This is a genomic window from Aeromonas sp. QDB31, from assembly GCF_027707605.1.
Classification (GTDB): Bacteria; Pseudomonadota; Gammaproteobacteria; order Enterobacterales; family Aeromonadaceae; genus Aeromonas; species Aeromonas media.
In genome coordinates this window covers 101,876-123,992 of record NZ_JAPCIX010000011.1, presented here as the reverse complement: position 1 = coordinate 123,992, position 22,117 = coordinate 101,876, and the positions used below count along the sequence as shown (strand labels likewise).

The following is a 22,117-nucleotide window of genomic DNA, read 5'->3' as shown; positions in this document are numbered from 1 at the left end:
GCGAGAGCTTCGCGGTGACCAGCGTGGACGGCACCCCGTCGAGCGTGACCGTGACCATCACCGGCAGCAACGACGCGCCGACACTGAACATCGACAAGGGGGCCCTGGTCTCCGAAGAGGGGCTTGCCGGCGGCATTGCCGATACGTCAGGCAGCAGTGATACCACTGACCGTGTGGCTGCCAGCGGCAAGATCACAGTCGGCGACGTCGATAGCCAGGATAGTCTGACCATCAGCCTGAATGGGCCGGCGGGTCTGACTTCCGGGGGGGCTACGGTGCAGTGGAGCTGGAATGCTGCCACCAAGGTGCTGACCGGGTATACCGGTACACCGGGTGGTACCGACTACAAGACGGTCATGGACGTGAAGCTGACCGCGCCGGTTGGTGGCAGCAAGGGTGAGTGGAGCTACGACGTGACCCTCAAGGCCCCGGTTGACCATCAGAATCCTGATAATGAGGATGTAAAAGACATCAAGATTGGTGTGACCGTATCGGATGGCAAGACAAGTACCTCTAGTGACCTGCTCATCTCGGTCGAGGATGATGCGCCGATCGCTGGTGATGCCGCGGCCGTGTCCGTCATCAAGACCAATATCCCGGATACCCTGACCGGCTTGTTTGATCTGACCAAATACAGTGGCAGCAACCAGACGACCCTTAACGTGTCCGGTTTCAGTATCACGGCGCTGGGCTTTACCTCGTCGACCAACTCGACCCTGATCACCGCCAACGTCAACGGCTCCAGCTCAGGCCTGGGGGTTTCCAGTGTGGGTTCGCCGAATCACAACCTCGCCAACGAAGTTGATTTCCGTCACTTTGCAAACGGCACCTCGGCTTCAGAGCAGCTCACCATCAAGCTGGATGCGGGCAAGGTGGCCTATGGCGCCAACATCAAGTTCAGCCAGATGTTCGGCGGCGAACTGGAGAGTGGCGTGGTCGAGTTTTATCGCGGTGGCGTGTTGATCGGCACCCAGACCTTCAGCTCCAATGCTGCGGGTGGCGACTATGCGGGCAATTTCCAGGTGCAACAGGGTGGCTTCGATACCATGGTCATCAAGGCCACCAACAATGGTAACGGTCTGTACGCCGACAACAGCGACTTCACCGTGAAAAGCATCGAGTTCCTCGGTGCCACCACGGTACCCGCCATTGCTTACGGTTCGGGTACTGTCACTCCGCAGTGGGGAGCAGATGGCAAGGGCTACATGCAGTTGCTCGGCTCCAACGAGACCGGCCTGACCACGGCCACCGGCAAGCTGATCACCACCAGCATGGAGTCGGCCAATACCCTGATCGGTAAGGCCAGCGACGACACCTTGGTGTTCCGTCTGGAATTCACCCCGGCCACCGGCAAGTGGGAGTTCTTCCAGTACCAGAGCATGTCCAAGCCGCTGGGGGATGGCGACATCGACTTCCGGATCCAGGTGACGGATGGCGATGGGGATGTGAGTATCGGGTCGTTTGCCACCAAGCCGCTCTTTACGCCGATGGTGCAGGGGATCTCTGTCGACAGCGTGACCGAAGGCGGTAGCCTGGAACATACGGTGACCCTGTCCGACGCGACCCAGGAGGCGACGCAATATGACTTCGCCATCAGGGGCAACGGCATCAACCCCGCATCCAACCTGGATTGGGGCACAGCCCAGTTCAGCAACGGGGTGACCTATAACAGCACCACCGGTAAGATCACGGTGCCGGCCGGGGTATCCGGTTTCACCGTGACCATTCCGACGGTGAACGATCGTCTGGTCGAGGCAAACGAGACCCTGTCGGTGACCATAGGTGGCCAGAGCGGCACCGGTACCATCCTTGACAACGATCGGGCGCCGACCGCTGCAGGGGGCCACAGTGCCGGGCAGGAAGACAAGCCCCAGGTGCTGACCTGGGCACAGTTTGGTGCCAGCGATGATCAGGCTGCGAGCGATCTCAGCGTGAAGATCGGCACCCTGCCTCTCAGTGGCAAGCTCGAGTATCTCAATGCCGCGGGTCAGTGGGTGACCGTCTCGAGCGGTGCCCTTATCTCTTATGCCGAGGTGAATGCGGGTCATCTGCGCTTCGTGCCCGGGGTGAACGAGTCGAGCACCAGCGCCAGCAATGGTGGCGGTGCCGTCACCGGCAACATGAAGGGGGACTACGCCAGCTTCGATTACCAGGTAAGCGACGGGGCCAACCTCAGCAACAGCGGCAAGCTGGTGATCGACGTGACTGCGGTGGCCGACAAGCCCACGGTCAACGTCACCCTGATGGGGAATGGCATGCCGTCTTACAGCCAGAGCTTCCCGAGCTCGGGGATCACCACGGGCCAGTTCCAGTCCGGCAGCTTCGACAAGGGGGACCTCGGGATCACCAACACTCTGACCGATAGCACTTCTAGTAAGGACACCGTGGTGGGTGGTGATGGCAACGACTACATCGTCAGCGTGAAGGGGGGCGGCGACCACTTCGTCGGTGGCAACGGCAATGACGTGCTGGTCGGTGGCAACTCAGTGTCGGGCGATACCCTCGACGGCGGCGTTGGAAACGACATTCTGGTCGCTGGGTTGGGTGGCGATACTCTCTATGGCGGTGCTGGTGATAAAGATATCGCTGTACTGTCCGGCAACCGTGCCGACTACGCTATCACGAAGGGCAGCGGATACTCGATCAATGATCGCTGGTTCAACTTCTCCGTCACGGAGAAGGGGGTCGGCATCACCAAGGCGCTGCACGACGTGGAGTATGTCCAGTTCGCCGACGGTGTCTACCAGATCAATCAGGATACGGGCGTGCTGACCCTGGTGCAGCCGGTGGTGGTCGACTACCCGCTGGAGGTGAGCGTCTCCCTGAGCGATCGGGATGGCAGCGAAGTGCTCGACAGCCTGGTATTGAGCGGGATGCCGAAGGGCGCCCAGCTCTATAACGGCAACCAGTTGCTGGGCGCAGTCGGGGATGATGGCAAGCTCACCTTCACCGCTAACAGCGGTCTGTGGAGTGCGAGCGCGCTGGATGTGAAGCTGAGCGGGCTGACCCTGCGAGTCCCCGGCAGCAGTGCCGGCCAGGTCGATCTCAAGGTTGAGGCCATCGCCAAGGAGGTAGGGACCGATCAGACCAGCTCCGCCACCGACGATGACAGCATCCGCCTGAGCTACTTCAACGCCACCGAAGGGGAGCCGGGGGATCAGAGCCGGACCTATGGCAGCGAACACAATATCGTGGTGGGGGATCTGGATGGTAGCGTGGTGCTGCCCGGCCAGAACTACAACCTTGCCTTTATGGTCGACACATCGAGCAGTATTGGTGGCGATATGGCGACGATTAGAAATCAGCTGATTCAGGTGTTCAAAGATCTTCAGACGAGCGCGGGCAAGGAGTCGGCGGGCAAGGTCAACGTCTTCCTGGTCGATTTTGATACCCAGGTTAATCGTTCCGTCAGCGTGGATCTGAAAGATCCCAATTCTTGGGGGTTGTTGGAGGATGTTATTAGCCAGATGAATGGCTATGAGGGATATACCAACTATGAGGATCCCCTCAAGGCAACCTCCAACTGGTTCAACAGCGACATGGCCAAGAACAACACCAATGCTAAGAATCTGGCCTATTTCATCACCGATGGAGAACCCAACTCCTTCTTCTACAACGAAAATACCAATCCGGTCGTGAACACCAAGACTGGGGAAGGGCTGGATACTTTTGTCAACGTCAACAACTACGTACCGGGAGCGGCCTTCTACGCCAACATCGGCGGCGCCCAGAGGGTGATTGTCGATACCAACGGCGATGTCAGACAGTGGTCGCAGAATGGAAAGAAATGGGAATATAGCGTCATTGGAACCCTTAAACCCCAGGGGGACGGAAGCTTCGAAATCTCAGATGCTTACATTTATCGGTATACCAATGACACAGCCAGAAACAACGCATTGAGCGTGCTGCCGCTGCTGGAGGCAAACAATGTGGTGCTGGCCGCAATTGGGATCGGCAGCGGAGTATCGAGCGATATTCTCAAGCTGTTTGATAGCGACAAGGTGGTGCAGTCCAATGTGTCAGCCGGCGATCTGGCCAGTACCATACTGGGTTCCACCAGCAGTAACCTGCCGGGCAGCGACCGGATCGATGGCGGGGCCGGCGACGACATCCTGTTTGGCGACGCTGTACGCTTCACCGGCATCAGCGGTGAAGGCTACGCAGCCATCAAGCAGTATGTGAGCGGCAAGCTGGGGGCCGGGTCGGTGACCGATGCCCAGGTGCATTCCTACATCACGGATCACGCCAGCGAGTTCGATCAGTCCTCCAGTAACGACAAGGCTGACGTGCTAATCGGCGGGGATGGCAACGACATCCTGTTCGGCCAGGGGGGCGATGACTTCCTGTTCGGCGGGGCTGGCAACGACATCCTGTTCGGTGGTGCCGGCAACGACACCCTGTACGGCGAGAGCGGCAACGATTCCCTGTACAGTGGTAGCGGCAACGATACCCTGTTTGGCGGTATCGGCGACGATACCCTGAGCGGTGGTCTGGGCAATGACATCCTGGTCGGCGGGCTTGGCAATGACATCCTGAAGGGGGATGCGGGGGCCGATACCTTCATCTGGTTGAAGGGGGATACCGAAGCCGGCAAGGTGGCCAAGGACTACATCGTCGACTTCAGCAAGTCGGAAGGGGACAAGCTGGATCTCAGCGATCTGCTCGACAGCGATGGCAGCAAGAGCGAGAGCTCCCTGAAGAGCCTGCTCTCGGTGTTCCAGGACAGCGAGGGGGTGCATCTGCAGGTCAAGGAGAGCGTTACTGCACCGGTAACTCAGGAGATAGTGCTGATGAACCACACCTTCGACACCCTAACGGGGGGCACGGGGACCACGGCCAACCAGGTGATCGATTACATGTTAAATCCGAACAATCACATGCTGGATATCGACAAGTAATCCGGCCAGGGGATCAGAAAGCGGCAGAGCAATCTGCCGCTTTTTTTATGTGCGCGATTCGGTCAGTGAAGTGAGGAAAATAGGGACGAGGGACCAGCATGGAGAGGCTGGTCGTCGATCCTGTGTTGCCGGATAAAAGAAGGGCGCCGCCTCGAATGAGGGGCGCCCGGAGGACTATGTCGACTGCATGTGTGCTCAGGGATCAGGCATTGACCTGGGCCAGACGGGAATCGCGCTGAAAGTAGTTTACCAGCAGCAGCAGGGTGGTGACGCCGACGGTGCCGAGCACCAGCCAGGGCAACCAGGGTTGTCCCTGGGCATTGGCATAGTCATGCAGGGCGCCGCCACCGACGTAACCGGTCATGCCGCCCAGCGCCAGACCAAGGCGACTGAAGCCCATGTAGCTGCCGCGCGCCCCCGGCTGGGCCAGTTTGGTCATCAGCGTCTCCCGCGCCGGTTCCGCGATGACGATCCCCAGATAGAAGCAGGCAAGCAGCATGAATACCGTTGGCAAGGTGGTGGCAAAGGCTACCAGCCCGATGCCTGCCGTCATCAGCAATACCCCCGCCATCAACCGGCTCTCCAGCTTGAAGTGCCGTTCGCCATAGCGCGCCAACGGATAGAGCAGCGCCAGCGAAATGGCGGTCTCCAGGGTGTACATCCATCCCACCGCCGTGGTGCTGCCCGCCATCTGCTTGACCAGGATGGGGAAGATCAGCATCACCTGCACCCAGAGCGCGTAGTAGCCGCTCAGGATCAGTACCAGCCGGCAGAAGGCCTTGTCCGCCAGCACCTGGCCGAGGCCGGTCCGGATCGGGGTCGGCCGCAGGGAGAGCTTGTAGGGGGGCAGGATCAGCAGGTTGCACAGGGCCGCGCAGACAAACAGGCCGGCTCCCAGCAGGCAGACATATTCAAAATCGAAGTTCAGCAGCCAGCTGCCGAGCAGGGCGCCCATCACGGCGCCGGCGCTCTCCAGCATCATCAGCAGGGAGATGTAGCGGCCGCGCTCCCGCGGGCGGGTGAACTTGATCACCAGAGCGGCCCGGGGCGGATCGAACAGACAGCCGCCGAGTCCCGAGATGATGCAGGAGAGAATGAGTTCCAGCCCGCTCTGGGCATAGGCCAGGCTGGCAAAACCCAGCGCCCGCAGCAACATGCCGCAGACGATGAGGGGGCGAGCCCCGAACTTGTCGGCCAGGGAGCCGCCGAAGACCCCCAGCCCCTGCTGGGTCAGCTGGCGCAGCCCCAGCGCCAGCCCGACCACACCGGCGGCCCAGCCAAGTTGATCCACGAAACGCAGGCTTATCATGGGCATCACCACGAAGAACCCCAGGATCACCAAGAGGGAATCCAATGCCAAGAACCACCGCCCCAACCACCTCGCCCGCTCCACCATGACCCTTATACCCCTGCTTGCTTCGATGACATTATTTGTTGTGTACTCATTGTCCGAATGGCGCCGTCACCAAACAGAGCCAAGGGCGACGATAAGTCCCTGACTCGCTGGCGTTCTGCCATTTCATGACGATTGATGCTGCTATTCTGGTGGGGCGCCAGATATAGTGGTAGCCGACAACTGGCTATATTTCATATTGGATTTGGTTATGGCTGTGACACTCGATGATTTGCAATTGCTGCTGGACGTGGCCAACCGTGGCAGCTTCAGCAAGGTGGCGGCCATTCGCGGCTGGTCACAACCCATGGTCAGCCAGCGGATCGCCGTGCTGGAGCAGGAGCTGGGTCAGTCCCTGTTTCGTCGCCATCGGCGGGGGGCTACCCCGACCCCGGCCTGCGAGCAGTTTCTGCCTGCCGCGAGCGCAGCCCTGAGCGCCCTGGAGGGGGGGCGGTTGGCGATGCAGGGAGCGCCCGCCCTGCCACGTATCAAGCTTGCCTGTCTCCCTTCCCTGACCACGGCGGTATTCGGCCCCTTGCTGCTGGCCCTGGTGGATGAAGCTTTCGAGATCCGCTGCAACACGGATCACTCCGGCATCATCATGCAGGAGCTGCTGACCGGCGAGACCGACGTCGGCTTTATCCTCAAGTGTCCCGCCATCGCCGGTATCCAGCTCGAACTGCTCTATCGCTCTCCCATCATCGCCGTGGCCTGCGCCACCCACCCGCTGGCCGGTCGGCAGGGGTTGACCCTGCAGGACATTGCCAACGAGCGGCTGGCCCCCCAGCAGTGGGGCACCGGGTGTGACGAGCTGATCCTGCAGCTGCGGCTGCTGCGCCAGGTGACGAGTCCGCTGCACGCCATCCAGCCAGCCAGTGCGGCGCGGGAGCTGGCATTGGAGCATGGCTTCATCACCCTGATGCCGGCGCTCGCCATTACCCGGGATCTGGAGTTCGGCCGCCTGGTGAGACTGGATGTGACGGATCTGCCGCCGGATCACTGGGATGTGATGATGGCCTGGCGCAGCGGCAAGCGGCCCAATCCCGCCAAGGAGCGGGTGTTGGAAGCGGCGCGTACCCTGGCCAGGCGCTGGTCAGGGAAGCCCGCATAAAAAAACGCCGGACAAGTCCGGCGCTCTCCTTTATTCCCGTTCAGGCTCAGTAGCTGGCCTTGAGGGTCACCCCCGAGAAGGCGCTGAACCCGCTGAGCTGCACGTGCCAGGTGCCCGCTTTGGGCGCATTCAGGGTGCAGGTTTCGGTGTTGCCGCTCTTGTAGGGACGGCAGTCGTAGCTGGTGCTGGTTGGTGCCGAGCCAAACTTCACATAGAGATCCGCATCCCCGCTGCCACCGCTGCTGGCGACCACCAGTTGGCTCTTGCCGGCCGGCACCTCGATGGTGTAGCTCAGCTTGCCCCCCTTGGCGGCTGCGAGGCCGGTCACCGGCACGCCGTTTTGCAGCACAGTGCCGGCCGGTGGTGTGGCACCGCAGCTGGCGTTGACGCCGACCGTGTTGAAGGCCGCCGCCACATCGGTCAGGCTGTAGCCCAGATCGGTAGCCGCCCTGGTCACGCCACAGGCGCCCTGATCGTAGGTGGTGTTGGCGCCCCAGTAGAGGCGGTTGGCCAGCACAAACACCTCGAACGCCTTGCGGGTATTCCAGCCGCCGGTGTTGGCCAGCAGGTAGAAGGCGCGGTTGTAGACCCCCGAGCTGTGGTGCACGTCGATGCCGTCATAGTAGTCGCTGGCATGGCCGATGGAGCTGCCATCTCGGGTCGGATCCTCGAAGTAGCGCAAGGAGCCGTTGCCCTTGAAGATCTGGGCTCCCACCAGCCAGTCGTTGCTGCCCTTCATGTAGTTCTCGGCCGCTTCACCCGCCATGTCGGAGAAGGCCTCGTTGATGCCGCCCGACTGACCGGAGTAGACCAGGCCCGAGTTTTGTTCGGTGAAGCCGTGGCTCACCTCATGGGCCGCCACGTCCAGGCTCACCAGGGGGTAGAAGGTGGTGGCACCGTCACCGAAGGTCATCTGGCTGCCGTCCCAGAAGGCGTTCTCGTAGTTGCGGCTGTAGTGCACCCGCATCTTCAGTTTGAAGCTGAGCGGTGCCGTGTTGTACCAGTTGCGGTACATGTCGAACACCACGTTGCCGAAGTAGTGGGCATCGTTGAGCGGCGAGTAGGCGCCGTTGATCTCCTTGACTGTGTTCTCCGGGCAGGTGAACTGATGGATGGCCCCGCCCGTGGTGCCGTGATTCATGTTGAGCGTGTCCACGTTCGTGCCCGTCATGCGGCAGTTGTCGTCCACCTGAAGGGGGCCAAAATCGGCGCCGTAGAAGTACTTGCCGGTCTTGAGGTTGCCGCCCGGGCCGGTGGCGTCCTTGTGGTTGATCCCCTCCCAGCGCTTGAGCTCGGCACCGCTCTGGGCATCGATCACCACGAAGGGGCGGCTCGGCTCTTCGCTCGCCGCGAGCCAGGAGACCAGGTAGATCAGCCGGGCCTGGCCGGCCTCATCCTGCATCACGAACAGCTTGACCCGCTCGTTGCTGCCCTTGGCTCCGGCGCGGGCCTTGAGGGCGGCATCGCCAGGGGAGAGGGCGGCAGTCGGACTGGCCACATCGGCATCGATCTGGCGCAGCATCTGGCCGGAGACCTGGCTTATCTGACCCCCGAGGGACTGCTCGGCCACCAGTACCTGCCCCCAGACCGGGATGCCGTGCCAGGTCTGCTCGTAGCGCACTCGTTGCTGGCCATTAGGCAGCTTGACGGCCCGCACCTGACGAAACTCGCCCTCTCCCGCCAGCGCGCTGACCCCCGCAGCACCGCTCGGTGCTCCCAACAGACCGGCAACCTGATTCACTTCCACCTGTTCTGCCGCCATGGCGGCGCTTCCCCAGCAGGCCAGTACCACGGCCAAATAGACTTTGTTCATCTCGTCTTTCCTTAGTCGATGAATATTACACACCGGGTCTGTCGCCCGGCGCATTTACACTAGTGGGCCCGCCTGAAATTACTGCCTGTCATATGTGACAGAGCAGCATAAAGGAGCAGCAGATCTGACTGTTTTCATCGGTGACAGCTAAAAAACGTCGTAAATTTGGTGCGTTGTACCAAGTGAGAGGATGATTGATGAAATGCTCAATGCGATACCCGAATGGGGGCATCCATATGGGGGTTGCCGGCCGGTGATATGCGCCGAAAGTCCTTGGCAAACAAGGGATTGATTGACTACATTGGCTCCCATGACGGCGAATGCCGGGCCAAAAGCGGGGGAGAAGCAATGTTTTCATGGCAACTGGATGACGAACTGGCGCTCCTGTTCCTGCAGCCCGACATGGCCAGCGAACTCTTTCGCCTCTGCCAGCGCAATCGCGACTATCTCTCCCAGTGGCTGCCCTGGGTTCCCCATATCCAGCAGCCCTCTGACAGCGCCACCTTCATTCGCCACGCCATCGAGAAATTTGCCCGAGGCGAGGGGCTGACCACCGCCATCGAATATCAGGGGGAAGTGGTCGGCGTCATCGGTTACAACCAGATCGATCAGGGGTTGGCCAAGGTCAGCATCGGCTACTGGCTGGCGGAGCGCTGGCAGGGCAACGGCATCATCACCCGGGCCTGTCAGGCCCTGGTTCATCACGCCTTCGAGGAGATGGGGATGGAGAAGGTGGAGATCAGCGCCGCACTGGAGAACGAACCCAGTCGGGCGGTGTGCGAGCGGCTCGGCATGCAGCAGGAGGGGATCACCCGGCGGGCGGAGCGGCTGGCGGACAGGGTGGTGGATCACGTCCACTACGGTCTGCTGCGGGATGACTGGCTCAGGTTGCGGGAAAGGGATCACTGATGGCGTCCCGGCCCAGCCTGGTCGCTGGCACCATGCATGGTCAGGATGGGGAGACACAGTGATGACTCTGCCTCATATCACCACGGCCCGTACCCGGCTGACCGTGCTGCCCCCGGAGCGGGCCTGTCTGATGCTGGATTTCTACCAGCGCAACCGCGTTCACCTCGCGCCCTGGGAGCCGAGGCGCGACGAGAGTTTCTATACCCTAGGTCACTGGCAGGGGCGACTGCGCGACGGTTACGGCCAGTTTTTCGACGGCAGCGCCGTGCCATTGGTGGCGCTCGATCCCAAAGGGGAGCGGGTACTCGCCACCTGCAACTTCACCCACATCATGATGGGCATGTTCAAGGCATGCCATCTGGGCTATGCCATCGACCAGGCCCATGAGGGGCAGGGGCTGATGCAGGAGGTGGTGGCCGCCGGCATCGACTATCTGTTCCGGGAGCGCGGCCTGCACCGCATCATGGCGAGCTACATGCCGGCGAATCGGCGCAGCGGCGCCTTGCTGGCGCGTCTCGGGTTCGAGCAGGAAGGCTATGCCCGGGACTATCTGATGATCAACGGCCGCTGGGAGGACCACGTCCTCACCGCGCTGCTCAATCCGGCAGGTTGAGGCCCATATGGCTTTCTCCGTGCTGGGCCAGTTCCTTCTCAAGCCGTTGGCACAGACCGTCCCGGATCCTGGTTACCCAGGTTATCTCGGCTTTTTCACGGCAAGATCGCACTATCTGTGTGCGTCTCATACCCCTGACCCCAAAAGCGTGTAAAATTGCGCCCTGAATTTTCCCGGCCAGCAGCAGCTGGTCGCGACTCCATACATGCAAGGCTGACATTGTGACAGAAGTAGATAGATTCGCGGACATTCGCCCCTATCGCGATGACGAAGTGCCGGCTGCCATCGAGCGGCTGATCCAGGATGACGAGTTTATCGGCGCCATCGCCAAATACCGTTTCGGTTCCCTGATGAGCTGGCTGGGCTGGGCCATTCGCCCGCTGATCCGCCAGTTCCTGCGCCACAAGTGGGCCAAGGTCAGCACCATCCATCAGGTGCAGATGGGGGTGACCCGTTACATGAGCCGCATGATCGCCACCTCCACCCAGGGGGTGAGCTTCTCCGGTCTCGAGCATCTGAAGAAGGAGCAGGGCTACCTGTTCGTCTCCAACCACAGGGACATCGCCATGGATCCGGCGTTCGTCAACTGGGGGCTGCACACCCACGGTTTCGATACCGTGCGCATCGCCATCGGTGACAACCTGCTGCGCAAGCCCTGTGCCACCGAGCTGATGAAGCTCAACAAGAGCTTCATCGTCAAGCGCTCCGCCAAGGGGCCGCGGGAGATGATGAAAGCCCTCGGCGAGCTGTCGGCCTACATCGGCCAGTCGGTGCACGAAGGCCACTCCATCTGGATCGCCCAGAAGGAAGGGCGCGCCAAGAACGGGGACGACAAGACGGATCCGGCCATCCTCAAGATGTTCTACGTGGACGGCAAGAAGCAGAAGATCGACTTCGTCGACTACATGCGCAGCCTCAATATCGTGCCGGTGAGCATCAGCTACGAAGTGGATCCCACCGACAAGGCCAAGGCGCGGGAGCTCTACGAGAAGTCGGTCAACGGCAGCTATGAGAAGGGCGAGTTCGAGGACATCGAGAGCATAGTCGCCGGCATCATCGGCCAGAAGGGGCGGGTACACGTCTCCTTCGGTGCCCCCATCACCGAGGGCTTCAGCGATCCGGACGAACTGGCCGCGCTCATCGACAAGGCGATCTGGAGCAGCTACCGCCTCTTCCCGGGCAACTACCTGGCCGCAGATGTGCCCGGCAAGGCCAGCACTATAGAGCAGACCGCCTTCCTGACCCGCCAGTCGGAGGTGCCGGAAGAGCACAAGGCCATCTGGCGCGCGATGTACGCCAAGCCGGTGGAGAACGCCAGCAAGGTTTGAATGACGCCGATTCGGTGAAAAAAACGGGAGCAGATGCTCCCGTTTTTGCGTCTGGTCAAAGTCGGTGGCAATGGACTAGTGAATAATATTGTTTCAACTGGTACGATCATCGGGTGAATGAGCGGGTATCTCTTGGCAAGGGGCGGGCGACTGTGCAACAGTGACCCGGCGCCAACAAGATGAATCAGGCGCTTTTCGAGTCTGCATGGATGGCAGGCGACGCTGAATAAGGACCTTTAGGGGTCCTTTTTCATTGATGGACAAAGATAGACGGCAGATATACCTAAGGATGCAAACCCCATGATCACCGGCAGTCTGGATACCTTGCAACGCACCCCCTTGCCCGCGCCCCTGGCCCGCATCATGGCCGAGGTAGTGAAGAGCCTTGCCCACTGGCGTGAGGCGCCGCTTGGGAAGCAGGACATCGACGGCCTCAAGCTGTTCTGCCTGGTGAGCGAAGCGCTGACCGAGCCGGTCGCGGATCGCCGCGGCGAGTTTCATGAGCAGTATCTGGACATCCAGCTGCTGCTGCGGGGGGAGGAGTGGATCGGCGTCGGGCCCCATGCCTATGTGAGCGACGGTGCCGATCATCCCCACCCCGATCTCTGGTTCGTCGATGACGACCAGACCAGTTATCTGGCGTTGCAGCCCGGCGACTTTGCCATCTTCTGGCCGGGAGAACTGCATCGCCCTCTCTGTACCCTGACTACCCCAGGCTTGGTGAAGAAGCTGGTTGTCAAGGTCCACCAGTCGTTGCTGGCCACCGTCTGAGCTGCAGCGCCGGGTGCCCGGGCACCCGCCACAACAGGGCCGCCGCTCGGCCCGTCCCGAATCGATGATTCGACGCGCGCGCCAGGCCCAGGGTTGGCGGTTAGCGCCAGACAGTTTGAGATAGATGAGCGCGCCAGACCCAGCGTTGGTGGTCGGCGCCAGACAGTTTGAAAAATTGGGCGCACTTTCCTGCGACCATAACGCCCCCGGCAGGGGAATCCCATCCATGTTGGATGACACGACACTGTCGGCGTAAAGCCGAAGCACAGGAAGATGTAGAACATGAGCAAGTTGGTATTGATCCTTAACTGCGGTAGCTCTTCCCTGAAATTTGCCGTAATGGACGCCGAAACAGGTGAGGACATGCTGTCCGGCCTGGCCGAATGCTTCAATCTGGATGACGCACGTATCAAATGGAAACTCCACGGAGTCAAGGGCGAAGCCATGCTGGGCGCGGGCGCTGCGCACCAAGCCGCCCTTGACCACATAGTGGGTCACATCCTGCCCCAGGATCCGACTCTCGCCGAGCAACTGGTCGCCATCGGCCATCGCATCGTGCACGGTGGCGAGCAGTTCTCCCGCTCCGTTCGCATCGATGATGGCGTCATCGCCGGCATCGAGGCCGCCATTCCGTTTGCCCCCCTGCACAACCCGGCGCACCTCATCGGCATCCGTGCCGCCCTCAAGGTCTTCCCAGCCCTGGCCGAGAAGAACGTGGCCGTGTTCGACACCGCCTTCCACCAGACCCTGCCGCAGGAAGCCTACCTCTACGCGCTGCCCTACAAGCTCTATCAGGAGAACGGCATCCGTCGTTACGGCGCCCACGGCACTTCCCATCGCTTCATCGCCGAAGAGACCGCCAAGGCGCTGGGCAAGCCGCTGTCCGAGCTCAACATCATCAACTGCCATCTGGGCAATGGTGCCTCCGTCTGCGCCATCCGAAACGGCGAGTCCGTCGATACCTCCATGGGTCTGACCCCGCTGGAAGGGCTGGCCATGGGCACCCGCTCCGGTGACATCGACCCTGCCGTGGTCTTCTTCATGCACGACCAGCTCGGTTACAGCGTGGACGAGATCAACCAGGTGCTGACCCGTGAATCCGGTCTGCTGGGCATGACCGAGGCGAGCAGCGACTGCCGTTACGTCACCACCAACTACGCCACCGATACCGGCGCCAAGCGTGCGCTGGATGTCTTCACCTACCGGGTGGCCAAGTATGTGGGTGCCTACGCCGCCGCCATGGGCGGTCGCCTGGACGCCCTGGTGTTCACCGGCGGGATCGGCGAGAACGCCGCCATGGTGCGCGAGATGGTGCTGGCAAGGTTGGCCCTGTTCGGCTTCAAGGTTGATAAAGAGGCGAACAACGCCGCCGTGCTCGGTGGCGAAGGCCCCATCACTGCCGAAGGCAGCCGCCTGGCGCTGGTGATGCCCACCAACGAAGAGCTGGTCATCGCTCGCGATGCCCTGAGCCTGGTCGGCTGACGCCACCTCGCAGCGAATCAACGCCCGGCCTGTGCCGGGCGTTGTCGTTTCGGGGGCACATTGAGCAAGCTGTCATTTGACATGAGGGGCCAGATACGTACCCTGACCGCAGTTTCACGTCCCGGAGGTAGAGATGAAGGAGATATTTTTCAACTGGTTGTCAGGCCTGGGTGTCGATGTGACCCCCATGATCGCCCTGGTGATCGCCCTGGGCTTCATCGTGCTGACCGCTCTGGCCCTGCACCTGGTGCTGCACCGTATCCTGCTGGTGCGTCTGGTGGGGCTGCTCGGCAAGACCAAGCAGGTGTGGCTGCCGCCCCAGCTGCAGCAGCGCCTGTTCTACCGGCTCGCCCTGGTGTTGCAGGGGGCCGTGCTGCTCGGTCAGGCGGAAATCTGGCTGCCCAAGGCATCCGACAGCCTGCAACTGATCGAGATGCTGGCCCAGCTCTGGATCCTGCTGTTCCTGCTGCTCGCGCTGTTTGCCCTGCTTGACTGCCTGCTGTCGGTGAGCCGCCATACCCGGCTCGGACGGGATCTGCCCCTGCGCGGCATCTTCCAGGGGGTGAAACTGGTGGCCAGCATACTGGTCGGCATCCTGATGATCGCCCTGCTGCTCGGCAAGTCGCCGCTCTTCCTGTTCAGCGGCCTGGGGGCCATGACCGCGGTCCTGATGCTGGTGTTCAAGGACCCCATCCTCGGTCTGGTGGCCGGCATCCAGCTCTCCGCCAACCGCATGCTGAGCGTCGGTGACTGGCTGCAGATGGACAAGTACGGTGCCGATGGCGAGGTGACTGACATTGGCCTCACCACGGTCAAGGTGTCGAACTGGGACAAGACCATCACCACCATCCCCACCTATGCCCTCATCTCCGACTCCTTCAAGAACTGGCAGGGGATGACGGAGTCCGGCGGCCGGCGCATCAAGCGCAGCGTCAACATCGACATGACCAGCGTGCGCTTCCTCACCACCGAAGAGCAGTTGCAGCTCAAGCAGGCCAAGTTGCTGGCCCCCTATCTCAGCCGCAAGGAGCAGGAGCTGAGTGCCTACAACCAGCAGCTCAGCGACGCCTTGAGCTGCCCCATCAATGGCCGTCACCTCACCAACCTCGGCACCCTGCGCGCCTATCTGGATGCCTACCTGCGCGCCCACCCCGGCATTCGCAAGGACATGACCCTGATGGTGCGCCAGCTGGCACCGACCTCCGACGGTCTGCCGCTGGAGATCTACTGCTTCACGGCGACCACCGCCTGGGCCGATTACGAAGGGATCCAGGCCGATATATTCGACCACATATTCGCCATTATCGGGCAATTTCATCTGCGGTTGCATCAATCCCCAACCGGTTATGACATGCATGCCTGGAAGAACGGGTGATTTGATTATTGTTACAGGATGAGGCCAGGGGAAAACGCCATATTAATCATCGACCCGTCACCACGTGTCGGTTGAAATTTGCGGTGCAGAGGAGAAAAATGGCGGCCTTCTCTTCGCCCCGGGCGCGCACGCCGAGCCCGGTCTGGCACAGAGTGCTGTATCACCCCCTATATCACAGGAAAGTTATGAAGCTCCTCCACAACACGGCGGCCGCACTGTGCTGCAGCCTGCTCCTGGCCGCCCCCGGGTTTGCCATCGAATATACCCTGCCTGCGGCCAACAGCCGCCTGGTGGGCGAGAACCTGGAATACGTGGTGCCGGCCGAAGAGGCGGGCCAGCCCCTGGAAGCGGCCGCGGCCAAGTTCCAGCTGGGATTGACCAACATGCTGGAAGCGAACCCCAAGGCGGATCCCCTGTTGCTGCAGGCGGGTGAGAAGCTGGTCGTGCCGCACCAGCTGATCCTGCCGGATGCCCCCCGCGAGGGCATAGTGCTGAACGTCGCCGAGATGCGCCTCTACTACTACCCGAAGGGCAAGAAGGTAGTGGAAGTGCTGCCGATCGGCATCGGCCAGCTCGGCACCGACACCCCGGAAGACTGGGTGACCAGTGTACAGCGCAAGAAGGCGGGCCCGACCTGGACCCCGACCGCCAAGATGCACGCCGAGTACGCCGCCCGGGGCGAGACCCTGCCCGCGGTCTGGCCGGCCGGCCCGGACAACCCCATGGGGCTGTTCGCGCTCTACATCGGCAAGATGTACGCCATCCACGGCACCAACGCCCAGTTCGGCATCGGCCTGCGGGTGAGCCACGGCTGCGTGCGCCTGCGTAACGACGACATCGAGTACCTGTTCAAACAGGTACCGGTCGGCACCCGTGTCCAGTTCGTGAACCAGCCGATCAAGGCTTCGGTCGAGCCGGATGGCAGCCGCTACCTGGAAGTGCACCAGCCGCTCTCCCGCAGCCAGGAGGAGTTCAACTCCAGCCTGCCGGCACCCTTGCCCATGTCCACTGCTGTGACCCGCTTCATCGCCCACGCCGACAGCGATTCCCAGTTGGTCAAGCAGGCTCTGGAACAACGCAGCGGCATGCCCATCGCCATCAACCGCTGATCCGGTTGCCCTCGATGTCGAGCCCCGGCCAAGGTCGGGGCTTTTTTATGATGCAGGGGAGGGGATCCCACGGATAAGTCTTTGCACCGCCGGGATATAATCCGGCCTAACCGCTCTTGATTGGTTACTTGATTAGGTGTGAAACGTTTTCTCTGTGTTTTTTATTTGTTAAAAGTGGTTGTGATCAGGCGATCTGCTGATTACTCTAGGCCGGTTTTTTAAGGAAGAGTTCGTCGCAAGAACGAACACAGACGTCACATAACGGAGTTTTGAATGACAGCTAGCACCCCAATGCTCATCACCTTTTTGGTGTACATCCTCGGGATGGTGTTGATCGGCTTTATCGCCTATCGCGCCACCCAGAACTTTGACGACTACATTCTCGGCGGCCGCCGCATGGGGAGCTGGGTGACCGCCCTCTCCGCCGGCGCCTCCGACATGAGTGGCTGGCTCCTGATGGGCCTGCCCGGCGCCGTCTTCATCGGCGGCATTTCCGAGAGCTGGATCGCCATCGGCCTCACCATAGGTGCCTACTTCAACTGGCGCTGGGTAGCCGGTCGGCTGCGGGTTCACACCGAGAAGAACCGCAACGCCCTGACCCTGCCGGACTACTTCACCTACCGTTTCGAGGACAAGAGCCGGGTGCTGCGCATCCTCTCCGCCCTGGTGATCCTGCTGTTCTTCACCATCTACTGCGCCTCCGGCGTGGTGGCCGGTGCCCGCCTGTTCGAGAGCACCTTCGGCATGAGCTATGACACCGCCCTCTGGGTCGGTGCCGCGGCCACCATCACCTACACCTTCTTCGGCGGCTTCCTCGCGGTGAGCTGGACAGATACGGTGCAGGCGACCCTGATGATCTTCGCCCTGATCCTCACCCCGGTATTCGTCATCATCGCCGTCGGCGGCATCGACACCGCCATGGTGCAGGTAGCGGCACAGAACGCCAGCAACCTCGACATGTTCAAGAACCTGGACTTCATCGCCATCATCTCGCTGATGGCCTGGGGCCTGGGCTACTTCGGCCAGCCCCACATACTGGCGCGCTTCATGGCGGCGGATTCCCACCACTCCATGGTCAATGCCCGCCGTATCAGCATGACCTGGATGGTGTTCTGCCTCGGCGGCGCCGTGGCCATCGGCTTCTTCGGCCTCTCCTACTTCTCCACCTTCACCGAGCAGGCCGCCGGTGTTACCGGCAACCCGGAGCGCGTCTTCATCGAGCTCTCCAAGATACTGTTCAACCCCTGGATTGCCGGCGTGCTGCTCTCCGCCATTCTGGCGGCGGTGATGAGCACCCTGAGCTGTCAGCTGCTGGTCTGCTCCAGCGCCATCACCGAAGATCTCTACAAGCCCTTCCTGCGCAAGAACGCCTCCCAGAAAGAGCTGGTGTGGGTCGGCCGTGCCATGGTGCTGCTGATCGCCGTGGTGGCCATCGCTGTCGCCGTGAACCCGGAGAACCGGGTACTGGGGCTGGTGAGCTACGCCTGGGCCGGCTTCGGTGCCGCCTTCGGCCCCGTGGTGCTGCTCTCCGTGCTCTGGTCGCGCATGACCCGCAACGGCGCCCTGGCAGGCATGCTGACCGGTGCCCTGACCGTCATCGTCTGGAAGCAGTTCGGCTGGCTGGGTCTGTATGAAATCATCCCGGGCTTCGTCTTCGCCACCCTGGCCATAGTGCTGTTCAGCTTGCTGGACAAGGCCCCCTCCAAGGCCATGCTGGATCGCTTTGCCGATGCCGAGCGGGAGTTTCAGACCCCCATAGCCGAGGCGATCGCGGTGAAATAACCCCGGTGACCGCCAACAAAAAGCCCCGCAACTGCGGGGCTTTTTTCATGGCGAGGCGGGCTTATTGGCCGCTGACCCGGCACTGCCGGGCGGCTTGGTCATAACGCTCCAGCCTGGCTTCGTTCCCCTTGGTCAGCAGCGTGAGATTCTGCCCCTCGTAACGGGCGCCGCTGGCGCTGGGGGCTTCAAAGGCGAGCACCTGCGACTGCTGCGCCCCCTCGCTCAGGTTGATAACGGCAGCGGGCCGCTTGGCCTCGTTGTAGAAGTAGGTCGAGAGCCGGATCCCGCCGTCGCACTGGTAGTCGACCGGGCTTGGCACCATCAGCTGGCCCCCCTTTATCTGCAGCTCTGTGATGCGCAGCTGGTAGCTCTCCTCCACGCATTGGCGCGAGTCGCTCTCCTTCCAGCACTCGTTGCGCCCCTTGATCCAGCCGCGCTGCATCGCCTTCTCCGTCTTCTGCTGCTCGGCCGACAGCTGGCTCAGCGCCTTGGGGTAGAGGGCGGCGAGCTCGTTATCCAGCGCCGCCAGCCCGGCGTCCTGGCAGACAAGCTGCTCGGTCGCGCTGTGGGCCTTGGTGCAATCAAAGGAGGGGGTGGCGGCACAGGCCAGCAGTGGCATCAAGGCGAGGGTGCCCAGCAACATCTTGGTCATCGAAAAGGCTCCAGCAAGAGGGATTCCCGCTTACTACAGCACAAGGGTGCCGGGCCGCCGAGGACTTTTTCACCCCAGGCTCCCTTGCCCGCCCCCTTGGGGCTTCGTTGCCGACAACCCTGGTCAGGGTCGTCGACGTCCTGGCTCAGGGTCGCCGCCGCGCCAACTGCTGCGCATCCTGGCGAGCGGCGGCCCCGGCTTGCGTGAGCCAGCGCTGGCGCGCCTTTTCATCCGAGGTGTGGACGGGCCCCAGATGCTGGCGATGGGTCAGCTGGATGCCGCAGAGCCCCAGCACCGGCTTGGCGAGGGTGCGTTCGACGGGGGAGCCCAGCCACCAGCGGTAGTACCAGACAGGGCTGTCCATGGTGAGCAACAGGCGCGCCGTCTTGCCGGCGAGCAGGCGCTCGGGAAGCGCCTTGCCCTTCTGATAGCGAAAGGCAAATCCCGAGAGCAGCGTTCTGTCCAGCAAGCCTTTGAGCCGGGCCGGCAGGTGGCCCCACCAGAGAGGGGCCACGATCACCAGATGGTGGGCCTGCTTCAGGCTTTGCTGCAATGCCAGCAGATCGGGCTCGAGGGGCTGCAATTCGTCATAGCCATGGTGCAGATCCGGCTCGAAGGCGAGCTCCCCCACGTGATGCAGGGTGACCTCTGCGCCACCCTCCTCGGCGCTGCGGGCATACTCCCTGGCCAGGGCATGGCAGAGGCTGTCGGGTTTGGGGTTGCCGTTGATGATAAGCAGCTTGGGTGTCATGGCGTGGCTCCTGATGAAGTGAGCCCCCATTACACCCCTTGTCCCATGGGACAGAGTCAAGCCACCTTGTGCGCCTGCCCTGCATCCCTCTGATAAAGCTGCGATTCTGAGTCGTGTGGGACGGGAGCGCCATAGCGGCAGGGGTGCAGCGCCAGCAGGGCGGCGCACTGGGTCAGGGATTGATGCTGGCGTTGCAGCTTGGCGATCTCCGCCTCGATCTGCGCCAGCTTGCCCGCGATAAGCTGCTCCACCTTCTGCCAAGGGAAGTGGTCGAGGCTGGTGACGTCCGCGAGCAGGGGAACCAGCTCCCCGAGCTTGCAGCCAAGCCGCTGGGCCTCGCGGATAAAGCCGACCCACTCCAGATCCTCGGCCCGGTAGACGCGATACTTGCCGCGCCGCCTGGGCTCGGGCAGCAGCCCTAGCTGCTCGTAGAGACGGACTGCCTTTGGAGTGGTGCCCGCCAGCCGGGCAAATTCGCCGATATACATGGTGCTGCTCGCAAAGGGGGTGTGAAAGGTGCCCACTATAGGCCAGTGGCAGGGGAGAATGCATCCCCATGGGGGAGGGGGGCGCCATCGGCGCATTGCATTGCATTGCATTGCATTGCGCGGCATGGCCTTGGACGGGGTTTCGCCCGCCCTTTGGGCCGGGGTGAGTGACTTTGGAAAGACCCGCTTTTTGTTGAACATAAGACCAAAGGTCTTCTCCCCCGGCAAGCCGTCCGCTTCGCTGATTCCCTCGCCTCCTTCATCGGGTCGGACGGATCGCCGCACACGGCACTTTGGCCTTCGCCATCCATGGCTTCGGCCAAAGCTCGCTTCGAACATCCCTGTTCTCGCGCCATATCGGGGTCGAGCAGTGCTCACCCTGATCCGATCTGGCACATCTGCGCCGTTGTCCATGGCGGCGCTCCTGACCCGCTAAACTCGGCTCGGCGGCTTGCAGGGGGTCGCAATACCGTACCAGCCCTTGCCTTATGGGGAAGTCGCTTTTCTGACCGCTACGCAGCACTCAGAATGATGGTGGAACCAATTCAGCTCTCTAGAATAAATGAAAAAGAAAAATACCATGCGTTGTGAAATTCTAGTTGATGACCTATCAATTGTTTTTTTTCAAGTCACCAAGCAAAATTTTACAGCTACCGACAATTGATTCCATAGCAATAACATTACCGAGCATATATCCGTGTTCATTTTGAATTGACGATGACATATCACACTGAATATTTTCTGTACTTCCTTTTAAGAATTGGTCTTTTTTCTTACCTTTCCCAAGGAAGTATTCATCAGAGTGTTCACGCATATCTCTTACATCTACTGCATCTCGCGTTGTTTCAATAAATTTTTCCAACGAAGATTTTAAACTTCCTTGCGAATAATTAGCTACTTGCTTTGAAAAACGAATGCTCATTACTGTGGCTGTAAGCACATAATGTTCATCAAACATACGTCTTTGATACCAGTCATCATGAATATCGAATGGTCTATTAATTTTGGCTAAAAACTCAGTTCCGCTGTATATCACTTCTTCTAACCAACTTTTCAAAAAGAAAATTGATGTTTCTTTCTCGTCTTGATTCATTGCTTCTCCAATGTTTTTAACACCATGCACAGCGATTTGAGTTACAGGTTTGGCAGCCCATTGCTGCTTGTTAACTATTTTTAAATGCAATGGCCAGTCCTGCTACTATTAGTGATGCAAAAGCTGTAACCCAAGGTCCTATTACAGCAATTTTATTGCGCCGTTCTTCCGCAGCTTTAGATATTATTAAATCCAATAGCTTAGTAATATACTCTGCTTCAAGTGGTGGCTTTTTATCATTTTCATCTTCATCCTCCGCTTCATCTAGCCATTGTCTTGCATGACGAATTTGCAGGCTGTAGAAATAGTCATCTGTTTTTTTACTTTTCCTTTTAGATTGTCTGAATAACCCTTTGAAACTGCTAAGAACAGTTTCAATTTCGTTTTTGTCGATAGAAAGAGCTTTGGCTAAGTTTGTAGCTGTTCGTGCAGACCAATCCGTCAAAGCTAAATGGGTAACCAATGCGATTAGCGTTTCTTGGTGATCAGAGTAACTGGGGTTTTGGCGCATACTTTCCTTGGTAGTTAACAGTAATTATATGGTAGGGG

Annotated in this window: 17 protein-coding genes; 10 read left to right on the top strand and 7 right to left on the bottom strand. The window is 60.6% G+C overall.

What is annotated here, in order from left to right; all coding sequences use genetic code 11:
- Positions 1–14 precede the first annotated feature (14 nt).
- Positions 15–4,898, top strand: coding sequence for a type I secretion C-terminal target domain-containing protein (locus tag PG898_RS13205; protein WP_270830628.1), 4,884 nt, complete (start codon positions 15–17; stop codon positions 4,896–4,898).
- Between the two features lie 202 nt (positions 4,899–5,100).
- Here the strand turns inward: PG898_RS13205 and mdtH are convergent, their stop codons facing one another.
- Positions 5,101–6,294 (bottom strand): multidrug efflux MFS transporter MdtH, encoded by a 1,194-nt coding sequence (mdtH, locus tag PG898_RS13200; protein ID WP_270824687.1) that lies wholly within the window; start codon positions 6,292–6,294, stop codon positions 5,101–5,103.
- A gap of 208 nt (positions 6,295–6,502) precedes the next feature.
- On the opposite strand from mdtH, the gene PG898_RS13195 reads away from it, so the two are divergent.
- The gene (locus tag PG898_RS13195) at positions 6,503–7,402 is read left to right on the top strand and encodes a LysR family transcriptional regulator (RefSeq protein ID WP_042648909.1); all 900 of its coding nucleotides are present in this window, start codon (positions 6,503–6,505) and stop codon (positions 7,400–7,402) included.
- 46 nt (positions 7,403–7,448) lie between these two features.
- Here the strand turns inward: PG898_RS13195 and PG898_RS13190 are convergent, their stop codons facing one another.
- Positions 7,449–9,215 carry a M4 family metallopeptidase gene (locus tag PG898_RS13190; RefSeq protein WP_182787725.1) on the bottom strand — a complete coding sequence of 589 codons (1,767 nt, stop codon included), beginning with the start codon at positions 9,213–9,215 and terminating at the stop codon, positions 7,449–7,451.
- Positions 9,216–9,563: 348 nt separating this feature from the next.
- Between PG898_RS13190 and PG898_RS13185 the strand changes: the two genes are divergently transcribed.
- From PG898_RS13185 to putP, 8 genes are all read left to right on the top strand, one after another.
- The gene (locus PG898_RS13185) at positions 9,564–10,124 is read left to right on the top strand and encodes a GNAT family N-acetyltransferase (protein WP_218409597.1); all 561 of its coding nucleotides are present in this window, start codon (positions 9,564–9,566) and stop codon (positions 10,122–10,124) included.
- A 61-nt stretch (positions 10,125–10,185) separates the two neighbouring features.
- On the top strand, positions 10,186–10,737 hold the full coding sequence (locus PG898_RS13180) for a GNAT family N-acetyltransferase (protein WP_268424666.1): 552 nt from the start codon (positions 10,186–10,188) through the stop codon (positions 10,735–10,737).
- Between the two features lie 221 nt (positions 10,738–10,958).
- Complete coding sequence (locus PG898_RS13175) at positions 10,959–12,065, top strand: 1-acyl-sn-glycerol-3-phosphate acyltransferase (RefSeq protein ID WP_043132989.1); 1,107 nt, start codon at positions 10,959–10,961, stop codon at positions 12,063–12,065.
- A 300-nt stretch (positions 12,066–12,365) separates the two neighbouring features.
- A complete protein-coding gene (locus PG898_RS13170; RefSeq protein ID WP_270824689.1) occupies positions 12,366–12,836 on the top strand; it encodes a YhcH/YjgK/YiaL family protein in 471 nt (156 codons plus the stop codon).
- A gap of 282 nt (positions 12,837–13,118) precedes the next feature.
- Positions 13,119–14,318 carry an acetate kinase gene (locus PG898_RS13165; RefSeq protein ID WP_270824690.1) on the top strand — a complete coding sequence of 400 codons (1,200 nt, stop codon included), beginning with the start codon at positions 13,119–13,121 and terminating at the stop codon, positions 14,316–14,318.
- Between the two features lie 133 nt (positions 14,319–14,451).
- Positions 14,452–15,693: a mechanosensitive ion channel family protein gene (locus tag PG898_RS13160; protein WP_270824691.1), complete on the top strand. Its 1,242-nt coding sequence runs from the start codon at positions 14,452–14,454 to the stop codon at positions 15,691–15,693.
- 185 nt (positions 15,694–15,878) lie between these two features.
- Positions 15,879–16,802, top strand: a complete 924-nt coding sequence (locus PG898_RS13155; RefSeq protein WP_270824692.1) for a L,D-transpeptidase family protein — start codon at positions 15,879–15,881, stop codon at positions 16,800–16,802.
- A 273-nt stretch (positions 16,803–17,075) separates the two neighbouring features.
- Positions 17,076–18,584, top strand: a complete 1,509-nt coding sequence (putP, locus tag PG898_RS13150) for a sodium/proline symporter PutP (RefSeq protein WP_270824693.1) — start codon at positions 17,076–17,078, stop codon at positions 18,582–18,584.
- Between the two features lie 61 nt (positions 18,585–18,645).
- Here putP and PG898_RS13145 read toward each other — a convergent pair whose 3' ends face one another.
- The 5 genes from PG898_RS13145 to PG898_RS13125 all read right to left on the bottom strand — a co-directional run bounded on the left by PG898_RS13145 (position 18,646) and on the right by PG898_RS13125 (position 22,079).
- Positions 18,646–19,236 carry an MliC family protein gene (locus PG898_RS13145; protein WP_270824694.1) on the bottom strand — a complete coding sequence of 197 codons (591 nt, stop codon included), beginning with the start codon at positions 19,234–19,236 and terminating at the stop codon, positions 18,646–18,648.
- A 145-nt stretch (positions 19,237–19,381) separates the two neighbouring features.
- Positions 19,382–19,987, bottom strand: a complete 606-nt coding sequence (locus tag PG898_RS13140; protein ID WP_270824695.1) for an NAD(P)H-dependent oxidoreductase — start codon at positions 19,985–19,987, stop codon at positions 19,382–19,384.
- Positions 19,988–20,043: 56 nt separating this feature from the next.
- The gene (locus PG898_RS13135; protein ID WP_270824696.1) at positions 20,044–20,475 is read right to left on the bottom strand and encodes a MerR family transcriptional regulator; all 432 of its coding nucleotides are present in this window, start codon (positions 20,473–20,475) and stop codon (positions 20,044–20,046) included.
- A gap of 610 nt (positions 20,476–21,085) precedes the next feature.
- Positions 21,086–21,658 carry a hypothetical protein gene (locus tag PG898_RS13130; RefSeq protein WP_270824697.1) on the bottom strand — a complete coding sequence of 191 codons (573 nt, stop codon included), beginning with the start codon at positions 21,656–21,658 and terminating at the stop codon, positions 21,086–21,088.
- Complete coding sequence (locus tag PG898_RS13125; protein WP_270824698.1) at positions 21,639–22,079, bottom strand: hypothetical protein; 441 nt, start codon at positions 22,077–22,079, stop codon at positions 21,639–21,641. The genes PG898_RS13130 and PG898_RS13125 overlap by 20 nt, the downstream gene beginning before the upstream one ends.
- Positions 22,080–22,117 lie beyond the last annotated feature (38 nt).